At 38.0% G+C, this 10663-nt stretch carries 11 protein-coding genes; 9 read left to right on the forward strand and 2 right to left on the reverse strand.

The annotated features are described in order from the left end of the window. Positions 1-72 precede the first annotated feature (72 nt). From AC0IXC_RS28920 to AC0IXC_RS28930, 3 genes are read left to right on the forward strand one after another with little or no spacing between them, the layout of a single operon-like run. Entirely contained in the window at positions 73-360 is a 288-nt protein-coding gene (locus AC0IXC_RS28920; RefSeq protein ID WP_471653702.1) for a transposase, read from the forward strand. 16 nt (positions 361-376) lie between these two features. Further along, positions 377-730, forward strand: coding sequence for an IS3 family transposase (locus AC0IXC_RS28925; RefSeq protein WP_471653703.1), 354 nt, complete (start codon positions 377-379; stop codon positions 728-730). Continuing rightward, positions 717-1238 (forward strand): IS3 family transposase, encoded by a 522-nt coding sequence (locus tag AC0IXC_RS28930; protein WP_471653704.1) that lies wholly within the window; start codon positions 717-719, stop codon positions 1236-1238. The genes AC0IXC_RS28925 and AC0IXC_RS28930 overlap by 14 nt, the downstream gene beginning before the upstream one ends. 389 nt (positions 1239-1627) lie before the next feature. Here AC0IXC_RS28930 and AC0IXC_RS28935 read toward each other — a convergent pair whose 3' ends face one another. After that, positions 1628-1942, reverse strand: coding sequence for an ArsR/SmtB family transcription factor (locus AC0IXC_RS28935; protein ID WP_113771017.1), 315 nt, complete (start codon positions 1940-1942; stop codon positions 1628-1630). Positions 1943-2189: 247 nt separating this feature from the next. On the opposite strand from AC0IXC_RS28935, the gene AC0IXC_RS28940 reads away from it, so the two are divergent. The 4 genes from AC0IXC_RS28940 to AC0IXC_RS28955 all read left to right on the forward strand — a co-directional run bounded on the left by AC0IXC_RS28940 (position 2190) and on the right by AC0IXC_RS28955 (position 7075). Further along, positions 2190-3389, forward strand: coding sequence for an MFS transporter (locus tag AC0IXC_RS28940; protein ID WP_471653705.1), 1200 nt, complete (start codon positions 2190-2192; stop codon positions 3387-3389). 84 nt (positions 3390-3473) lie between these two features. Beyond that, positions 3474-4262 (forward strand): SDR family NAD(P)-dependent oxidoreductase, encoded by a 789-nt coding sequence (locus AC0IXC_RS28945; RefSeq protein WP_113771015.1) that lies wholly within the window; start codon positions 3474-3476, stop codon positions 4260-4262. 75 nt (positions 4263-4337) lie between these two features. Next, positions 4338-5621, forward strand: a complete 1284-nt coding sequence (locus tag AC0IXC_RS28950) for an SGNH/GDSL hydrolase family protein (protein ID WP_471653706.1) — start codon at positions 4338-4340, stop codon at positions 5619-5621. 236 nt (positions 5622-5857) lie between these two features. Continuing rightward, positions 5858-7075 (forward strand): MFS transporter, encoded by a 1218-nt coding sequence (locus AC0IXC_RS28955; protein WP_113771013.1) that lies wholly within the window; start codon positions 5858-5860, stop codon positions 7073-7075. A 400-nt stretch (positions 7076-7475) separates the two neighbouring features. Here the strand turns inward: AC0IXC_RS28955 and AC0IXC_RS28960 are convergent, their stop codons facing one another. After that, positions 7476-7919: an Lrp/AsnC family transcriptional regulator gene (locus tag AC0IXC_RS28960; RefSeq protein ID WP_471653707.1), complete on the reverse strand. Its 444-nt coding sequence runs from the start codon at positions 7917-7919 to the stop codon at positions 7476-7478. Positions 7920-8209: 290 nt separating this feature from the next. On the opposite strand from AC0IXC_RS28960, the gene AC0IXC_RS28965 reads away from it, so the two are divergent. Both AC0IXC_RS28965 and AC0IXC_RS28970 read left to right on the forward strand, forming a co-directional pair. Beyond that, entirely contained in the window at positions 8210-9091 is an 882-nt protein-coding gene (locus tag AC0IXC_RS28965) for an NAD(P)-dependent oxidoreductase (protein WP_471653708.1), read from the forward strand. Further along, the gene (locus AC0IXC_RS28970) at positions 9088-10302 is read left to right on the forward strand and encodes an MFS transporter (RefSeq protein ID WP_326996658.1); all 1215 of its coding nucleotides are present in this window, start codon (positions 9088-9090) and stop codon (positions 10300-10302) included. Before AC0IXC_RS28965 ends, AC0IXC_RS28970 begins: the two co-directional genes overlap by 4 nt. Positions 10303-10663: the final 361 nt, after the last annotated feature.

The following is a 10663-nucleotide window of genomic DNA, read 5'->3' on the forward strand; positions in this document are numbered from 1 at the left end:
TGATATGATCCCCTTATAGTAGACAGGAAAAAGAAAGCACATTAACCTGTTTACTATGGAGGGGATTTTTCTATGGGAAAAATTAGAGTCACTTACGATGTAGAATTTAAGAAAAAAGCTATAGATTTATACTTAAAAGAAGGCATGAGCTATAAAACCATTGCGAAAGAATTAGGTATTCATCACTCGGTTGTAAGTCGTTGGGTGAAATACTTTGAAACTGAAGGTATCAAAGGACTAGAAGAAAAACGTGGAAAAGCGAAAGGGCCAGGTATAGGAAGACCAAGAACAAAACCAGAAGCTCCAGAAGATAAGATTAAACGATTAGAAGCCGAGAATGAAATGTTAAAAAGCTCTTAGGGATGTAAAAGGAGGTATGCAAGCTATATCCAAAACGAGAAAGTTTGAAGCTATACTTGAGATGTTAGAAAAGGGGTATACGGTTACCCTATTATGTGCCATCGCTGGTGTAACTAGAAGTGGGTATTATAAGTGGACAAAGCGGCACTTAGTGCCTTCTGAAAAACAACTAGAGGACGCTAAAATCAAGAAAAAGATATTGGAGTGTCATAAAAAACTAAGAGGAATTTATGGATATAGAAGAGTGCAAGTGTGGCTGAAAGTCACCTATAACCTTCATTTGAATCATAAGCGCATACAAAGATTGATGAATGAATTAGGCATCAAAGCCGTAATTAGGAAAAAAAGAGGCATATGTGATTTCAGATAACCATCTAACTAGAGACTTTCAAGCTTCAAAACCAAATGAGAAATGGGTAACGGATATAACCTACTTGATTTTCAATGGACAACGCCTGTACTTATCAGCTATTAAGGATTTGTACAACAATGAAATTGTTGCCTATGAAACCAGTCGTATAAACGACTTAAAGCTTGTGTTAGATACACTTAAAAAGGTAAAGAAAAAACGAAATGTAACGGGAATCCTCTTACATTGTAATCAAGGGTCTCAATATACATCTCGTCAATATAATCAATTACTTAAAAAATATCAGATGAAGGCAAGTATGTCTCGACGAGGTAACTGTTGGGATAAAGCTTGTATGGAAAACTTCTTCAGTCACTTTAAGGCAGAATGCTTTCATTTATATTCCTTCCGCAAAGCAGATGAGGTTAAATTTTCCGTGCGCAAATATATACATTTTTATAATCATCAAAGATTTCAAAAGAAATTAAATAACCTGAGTCCATATAAATATAGAACTCAGGTTGCTTAGTTGCGCTTTTTAAATCCTGTCTACTTGATAGGGGGCACTGCAATTTATGAGCGCCTCTTTTTTACTTCACATATGAGCTAGGGATAACCCTCATTCCCCCATTATAAAGAATACTGGTTTCTTTTTTTATTTATTGTCTCTCTCCTTACAAATTATGAACCCAATGAGTGGGAACCAGTGGCTTATAGCGAAAATCTGGAGATTAATAGCAAGAGTCTAACAATTGGGGGGACAGTTCAAAGAAATCGGCTTTTTTTACGATTTTTTTGCATTAGTTTGGTAGGCATGTGATATCATCCAAGTGATGTAATGATACACATGCAATCGATAAGGGCCGATATTAAGGATGAACAAAAAATAGTTCAACCCTTACTTTTATCATTAGCACCTTATTCAATCATTTCTAGGTTCACCTGTAAAATAGCTTTGAGCATCCCTGGAAAAAGTTCTTCTAGATCGTCATAACGTAACGAGTAAAAATGTTGCGTTCCTTCAATCCTTACTTGTGCCACACCTGCCTCTCGCAGAACTTTTAGATGATGAGTTAACGTCGATTTGGGCATCAAATCATGGTAAATCGCACAGTTCTTCTCTCCATCTTTCCCTAAACTCAGGACAATCTGTAATCGCCTAGGATCACTCAGAGCATGTAAAACAGAAGGTAAGCGAATATCGTTTCTGGACGGTTGAAATGGTTTTCTCATAAGAAGAGGATAACATATCAACTAATAGAATTCAAACTACTGATGTACCAAAAAACTAGTACATTAAAACGTTGACTCTATTTCTCCCTATGTGTTATTATCCTATTGTACTAAAAAACTAGTACAATAGTTAGTTGGTGATGAATTTGTTTTAACTGAGAAGCTAATCATTTAGAGCTATCTCCAAATACATTCATCTACCAACTAAATCTTTATTATTCTAAAGAAGAGAGGTAAATAGAAAAAAATGAGTAATCACACAAGATATCAATCATTCATCGTTTTCATTCTTGCATTTGGAGTTTTTGGCATCATTAATACAGAGATGGGTGTAATCGGGATATTACCTCAGATTGCGGAACGTTTTCATATTAGTGCATCCCAAACTGGATTACTTGTCAGTCTTTTCGCACTAACAGTTGCCATTGCAGGACCAATTATGCCCTTATTATTTTCGGGGATAAACCGGAAAACAACTATGCTATTGGTCGTAGGTCTTTTCGTTATTACCAATGTCATTTCCGTCTATGCAACTAATTTTCCTTTGCTGTTAATTGCTAGAATCATCCCAGCGTTTCTTCACCCAGTTTATTTCTCTGTTGCTTTTGTTGCGGCAGCAAATACAGTAAGTGAAGATCAGGTCACCAAAGTAAATGCCAAAATTTTTATGGGTGTTACTGCCGGAATGGTGATTGGAACACCGATTGCAACCCTGATCGCGGACTCTATCTCTTTAGAGGCTTCCCTCTGGTTCTTTGCCATCGTAAATGCGATTGCATTTCTATTCCTTTTGCTCTTTGTTCCATCAATGCCAGTAAAAGAAAAACTTTCGTATGGATCACAACTGAGCGTTTTAAAAAAACCATTGGTATGGTTAAGTATTTTGACCGTCATTTTTATTAACTCAGCGATGTATGCCGTTTATAGTTTCTTTGCCGAGTATTTGGATCAAGTCATCCATATGTCAGGCAAACAAATCAGTCTGATGTTAGTGCTATTTGGTCTAACAGGAATCATTGGAAACATGATCGCAGGAAGAGCGCTTCATAAAAAAGCAATGCCTACAGCACTTGTGTATCCATTTATTTTTACAGTTATTTATTTGCTTGTGTATTGGTTGGCTGACTTTTCTGGTCTGGGTCTGGTGATGTTCCTGATTGCAATCTGGGGCATCCTCTTTACTCTAGGGCTCAATATCTCACAATATTGGATCACATCTGCTGCGCCAGAAGCACCTGAATTTTCAAATGGTTTGTTTGTAACGTTTGCTAACTTAGGTATTACTATTGGAACATTTTTTGGAGGATGGTTTATTTCCAGTATGGGAACCCATTCCGTAGTGTGGGCTGGCATTTTATTCCTAGCACTCAGTCTTATCACGATCGCATTACGGGCTTTGATCTACAGTCCGAAAAAAGCAATCTATCTGTCAAAAAAAGTGTCCTAATTTTCTGCTTAAAAGTTTGCCAATGTTAGCTTTTCATAAGGAGAAAAGTAGAAAATTATATCCATAAATAAGGAGGCAATAAAGATGAATTTACAACTCACTGATAAAGTAGTCGTGATCACTGGTGCAAATTCCGGCATTGGTTTGGCCACGACCCAATTATTTTTAGACCAAGGGGCGAAAGTAGTAGGAGCAAGTCGAAGTATTGATACCCTATCGCGTATACAAAACGATAAGCTCATTGCCATATCTGCTGATTTAAGTAAAAGGGAAGGGGCCGAGCTAGTCATTCAAACCGCAATAAATACATTTGGTAGAGTCGATATTTTGATTAACAATGTGGGAATTGCTCCTATTCGCAATGGATTACTTTCAATCAAGGACGAAGAATGGGAGAACGTTTTTAACACCAACTTTATGAGCATGGTTCGTGTCACTCGTGCTGCCCTATCTTATATGATTCAGCAACAAAAAGGATCAATCGTTAGTATTTCTTCTGAAGTAGGGCAACTACCAGATGCTATGCTCCCAGATTACAGTGTATCTAAAGCCGCAATGTTAAGTCTTTCTAAATCTGTTGCCCAAGAATTTGGCCCAAAGGGGATTCGCTCCAATATTGTATCCCCTGGCCCCATCAGAACTCCATTATGGGATCGCCCGAATGGCTTCGCAGATGGTCTTGCGACAACATTTGGATTAGAAAAAGAAGCTGCAATTGAACATTTTGCGAAAAATGTTAGAGCTTTACCGCTTGGACGATTAGGAACTTCGGAAGAAGTAGCAGCCGTTATTGCCTTTGTCGCTTCCGATCAGGCTTCGTTTGTCACTGGATCTGAGTACATGGTTAATGGAGGTTCCTTAAAACAACTATAATCAAACAATTTTCTATCGATAGAACTAGACTTTCTGTCTTTTCTATAAATCAATCTATGTAGAGGAGAAAAAGAAATGAAAAGATTTAAATCCCTTATCATTGGTAGTTTTGTTGCAGTTCTTTTGGTTTTTACCTTTGTCCAATCAACTGTTTTTGCAAATGTTAATAAAGATAGGAGTGCTCCCAAGAAGGAACAAAAGGACTGGGTGACGACTTGGAACGCTAGTCCGGAGCCAGCTTGGGGAGCTAATTTTCCTCTGCCGACAAAATTACCAGCGAAAATCGAAAATCAAACGATTCGTCAAGTCGCCAAAATTAGCCTTGGCGGAAATCAAATCCGTATCTCTATTTCCAATGAATATGGGAAAGAGCCATTAACAATCGGGGAAGCACATGTTGCACTAACGGATAATGACTCCAATATTGTGAAAAATACAGACAGAAAACTAACATTTGGTGGGAAAACATCAGTTGTCATTCCAGCAGGATCATCTATTGTAAGTGACTCCGTTCCTTTTAAAGTTAACGCACAAACCAAAGTAAGTATAAGTTTGTATTTACCAAAAACAACGACACCAACAACCTTTCACTGGGATGCGCGTCAAACAACCTATATCGGAAAGGGAAATGTTTCCTCTGCGACAAGGATGAAAGCTGATTCCACTACCGATGCAAGCATGTATGTAACAGGGATCTCAGTTCATGCTCCTACAAACAACGGTACAGTTGTCGCAATAGGGGATTCGATTACAGATGGCGATGGTGCAACCGTTGATGCAGATACCCGTTGGACCAATTTCCTTGCTGAACGGCTCGTATCACAAAAAGTTTCGGTAATCAATGCGGGAATCTCCGGAAATCGCTTGTTAAGAGATGGTATGGGAGATAGTGTGATGTCTCGTTTTAACCGAGATGTACTAAGTCAGCCAAATGTGAAATCAGTGATTGTGCTTATTGGCATTAATGATATTAGTTGGCCGGGTACAGGTTTTGCTCCTACCGAAACAAGACCTAAATTTGATGAATTGGTCGCTGGCTATCGTCAACTGATTGCCCAAGCTCATGCTCATCATATCAAAGTGATTGGGCTAACTCTGACTCCATTTGAAGGAGCATTGTCCGGAACAAACCTAGATAATTACTATAGTAAAGACAAAGATGAATTGCGCCAAAAAGTGAACAGTTGGATTCGCAGTGGAGAATTTGATAGTGTAGTGGATCTGGATGCTATCATGAAAGATCCTGAACATCCAACACGTTTATTAGCTAAGTATGATTCAGGTGACCATCTTCACCCTGGTGATGTAGGAAACAAAGTGATAGCAGATTCGATGGATTTGAACGCTATTTTAAAGTAACAAGCTAAATGGATATCAACTAGATGAGGCTGATGCTTAGCATCAGCCTCATTAATCTGGCGCTTTTTTAATTAAGGAGAGTGCTTTAGTTTTGGATTCAAATCAAATAAATTATTAGTATATTTATAGAAGTACTGATTAGACGTTATTACTAAAGGTTGATAAATGAATAATCAGTCTCCTTCTTACTTGTTAAATTCGCATTAATAACATAGAAAATATAAGGAGTGTCCCATATGGACTCACTCAACAATAATAAAGTAAGTCTTTCTAAAATTAAAAGTTCAACAGTTGCTCTATATGCCCTCACTTTAGGTGCATTTGCCATTGGCTTAACGGAGTTTATCATTATGGGACTACTTCCAGAGGTGGCTGAAAGTATGCAAGTCTCTATTCCGATGGCTGGCTTTCTAGTTACTGGGTATGCGCTAGGAGTTGCTATAGGTGCTCCAATCATTACAGTAGCAACTCATAAAATGAAACGTAAGGAACTCTTGCTATTTCTTATGATTCTATTTATTGCAGGAAATGCATTAGCGGCTTTAGCGCCTAATTATACTATCTTAATGCTGGCACGTATCTTAGCAGCGTTAACACACGGTACTTTCTTTGGAGTTGGGTCGGTTACTGCAGTAGAATTAGTTCCAAAAGAAAAACGAGCAGGGGCTATAGCCATCATGTTTACTGGTTTAACGTTAGCGAATATTTTAGGTGTTCCCATTGGTACATTCTTAGGACAAGCATATGGTTGGAGGTCTACATTTTGGGCAATTACCATCATCGGTGTTATTGCATTGATTGGAATCGCAATTTTAGTACCAAAGGTTAAAGCAGCCCAATCAAGTTTACTTCAGGAATTAGAAGTTTTACGCCGACCTGCTGTTCATGTCGCACTATTAATGACCATATTTGGATTTGGTGGAGTATTTACTGCATTTACTTACATCACTCCAATTCTGGTAGATATCACTGGATTCTCACCTAAATCGGTATCTTATATACTAGTACTTTTCGGTATCGGTATTACAATCGGAAATATTTATGGGGGTAAATTGGCAGACAGAAAGTTATTATCTTCACTTATTGGTTTTCTTTTAATGCTATCAATTGTACTTGCTCTCTTTAGCATAACAGATCAATATAAAATTCTGACATTGTTTACGGTATTCATATTTGGAATCGCTGCATTTGGGACTGTTCCCGGATTGCAATTGCATATGTTGAATACTGCTAAAGAAGCACCAACTTTAGCATCTACCTTAAATATTGCTGCCTTCAATCTTGGTAATGCACTTGGTGCATATATTGGGGGAGTAGTAATTGATTTGAAAATTGGCGGCGGGCTCTCTGCTGTTCCTTTAGTTGCATCACTGGTAACGGTTGTTGGAATACTGTTCACGTTATGGGGTGCTCAGCAACAAAAAAGAAATAATCAGCAGGGTTTAAATAATTGAAAAAAGGAGACCGTTTAGTATAGAACACTGCAAACATTGATTTTATAATAGAAGAAACCCACGCATTTTGAATAAAGTTTGATCAAAATGTGTGGGTTTCTTTTTGAATTGATTTAGTTTTTATTCTGTTCAATAAATATTCTGAAATAATAGCCATACTTTCAATTGCTAAACATATTCGTCATTTACATGTACACCCTTTTCCAATCAAAGAATTAGGACGAACAATTGTCATCTGTGCTAAAAACGAAGCAAAGAAGGATGCTTTTTTGTCTATGTTTGATGGTGCATTGGACCAAGAAGAGGGATAAATATTATTCTTGGTAGCAAAAGAACCTCTTTTCTTTGTGAAAGAGGTTCTTTTCTGAAAAATAATAAAGTGATTCTATTTCACATGCTATTAATCTAGGGTTTCTGTTTTCGGAAGTAATGCCTTGTTTTCAAACTTGTTTGACAGCACCATTAAGGTGGTGAAATTGCCATGTTTATTACAGGCATCACTAAATTCCTCTAATGTCTCCATCGATTCGGTGACCACCTTAAGTAAATAATTGAATTGACCACTTATTCGGTATAAATCGATTACCTCAGGTGATTGCTCGCAAAAGTCTATAAAGGAATGACAGTCATAGGATTGGATAAGGATAAACGTCGAGATACATTTTCCAATGCTATGCGGGGAAACAGAAGCCTGATATCCCGTAACGATTCCTTTCTCTTCTAGCTTTTTCACCCTTTCTTTTACTGCTGGTTGTGTCATGTGAACCTCTTTGCTTAATTCAACCATCGAAATTCGCCCGTTTGTTTGTAACAACTCCAAGATATCTACATCAATTTTATCCATTTTACCACCTCCTTTTATTAATAAACTAAAAACAATATTATATCTATTTAAATAAGGTTTATAAGTTGTTATACATTATTTAATATATGTACAGCGTACCTTTTATTTTATAAAATGACAATAGTATTTATAAAGGAACTACACAGTTCCATATAAAAGCATCTTCAATAGAGAGAGGAGGATTGTATCATATAAAAATAAAGTCATAGAGTATGTGACAATAAATTAAATAGGCTGAATGATGCTCTTACTTCATAAGCATTCAGTTTATCATAGGAGGTCTTTATAATATGAACAATGTAAAGTTAAAAGGGAAAACAATCACCGTACTTGGTACAGGAATTATCGGTGCTCCTGTTGCTGCTAATTTACAAAAAAATGCGTTTCGTGTGCATGCGTGGAACCGAACGCTTTCTAAGGCAGAAAAGCTTCGAACTACTGGTATTCACGTGTTTGATACGCCACAAGAGGCGGTAAGTGGTGCTGATGTGATTATCAGTCTTCTCAAAGATGGAACTGCCGTATTAGAGGTCATGCAATCGGTAAAGCAAAGCTTGTCTAAGGGGATGATATGGATTCAAATGAGTACCGTTGGAATAACAGCGATTGATGAATTAGCTTCCTTTGCCAAACAACATGATTTAATCTTTTACGATGCACCTGTTCAGGGGACGAAACAGCCAGCGGAACAAGGGCAGCTTGTTATTCTCGCCTCTGGGCCAACGGAAGAAAAGGAACGGATTAAACCCATTTTTGATGCGATCGGAAAACGCACAGTATGGGTATCCGATCAAGCAGGAACAAGTAGTCGTTTAAAATTGGCATTAAACAGTTGGGTTTTTGCGTTAACACATGGTGTTGCAGAGAGTCTTACAATAGCAAAGAAACTAGGTATTGATCCAACACTTGTTGTCGATGTCGTTACTGGTGGACCAATGGATAATGCTTATTTTCAACAAAAGGCGGCAGCAATGATGAAAGATGACTATACAACCAGTTTTTCCATTGCTAATGCAGTGAAAGATGCACAATTAGTTGTAGAAGCTGCAGAACAAATGGGGATATCTATAGATATTACTCGTGCCGGATTGCAACGATTCCAACGTGCGCTTGACGCAGGACATGGGGACAAAGATATGGCGGCTTCCGGGTTAGTAGGAAGAAAACAATGAGCGGGTTTAAATCAGCTAGCCATTCAAAGACATCTCATGCAGTTCAACTTCCTATATGGAATTTAATCGCCTTATCGGTTGCTAGTTTTCTTGGCATTATGACCGAGACGATACCAGCTGGATTACTGCCACAAATCAGTAAAGGGTTCAATATTTCAGAGGCACTAGCAGGGCAATTGGTGACACTCTTTGCCATCGGTTCGGTTGTAGCGGCCATCCCCCTTGTTGCGTTAACAAGAGGATGGAGGCGAAAGAAAGTGTTGTTACTGGCACTAAGTATCCTATTTATTGCAAATATGGCAACGGCATTTTCTTTTCACTATGTCCTCACCTTAGGATTACGCTTCCTTGCGGGAATGTCCACCGGTTTGCTATGGGGACTTGTGGCCGGATATGCGCGCCGGATGGTAGCGCCATCTTTACAAGGTCGTGCGTTGGCGATTGCAGGGACAGGGCAACCAATCGCTTTGTCATTAGGGCTACCCATGGGTACTTGGTTAGGAATGTTTTTGGAATGGCAATCTATTTTTATCATTATTGGTGTGCTTACACTTTTCTTGATGATATGGATATATATAAAATTACCAGATTTTTCTGGGCAATCTGCCCAACAACGGCAACCTATTTATGAGATTTTCCGATTGCCTGGCGTTCGCCCGATATTGTGTGTCGTCTTCGTTTGGATATTGGCTCATAACATTCTCTATACATATATCGCCCCATACATGGCGTATGTTGGACTTGCTAATCACGTCGGTCTCGCTTTACTAACGTTCGGTATCTCATCGATAGTAGGGATTTGGGTGATGGGTGTATTTATTGATAACTATTTACGGCTGATGTCAATAATCAGTCTTGTTGGTTTCGCTGTTACGTCACTTGTACTAGGGATTGCAAATGGTTTACCATTACTCATTTTTATTGGAATAGCCGCTTGGGGTTTGACATTTGGCGGGGCACCAACATTATTACAAACGGCCATAGCAGATACTGCTGGGGAAGGAGCAGATGTGGCTCAATCTATTTTTGTCACCATCTTCAACCTTGCAGTAGCCGGAGGTGGATTTGTTGGCGGAATGATGCTGAATCAATTAGGAGCGGGTTCTTTCCCATGGATACTCGTATTATTAAGTCTCATCGGTTTCTTGATTGTGTATGGAGGAAAAACACATGCATTTAAGCCTAATAGAAATCAAATCGATGGTAATTAATAATCCTTTCACTTTTATTGCGATTCCTTTTATTTATGTCAAATACACATCCATAAGTTTATTATCTTTAATTGAAATGTCACTTGCGTTGCGTAAATTCAGAACGAATATTCAGACATATAATCAATTATTTTTTTGCAAAAGGGAAGCACCTTAAGAAAGGCAGCGCTGTCCATTTGACAGTTTTACGCTAATTTTATTCGTTAGAAAAAAACATGTAAGAGTGTCTTTTCATTATAAAATTTACGTTAAATTAATTAAACTTTATAAAAGGATGTAGTAAAATGTAAATTGGGTGGGAACCCAGATATATTTGTGCTGTAAGAAAAGTCTTATGTAGATTAAGTAGAGAGAGGCACTT

Source organism: Bacillus sp. AC266 (assembly GCF_979253805.1).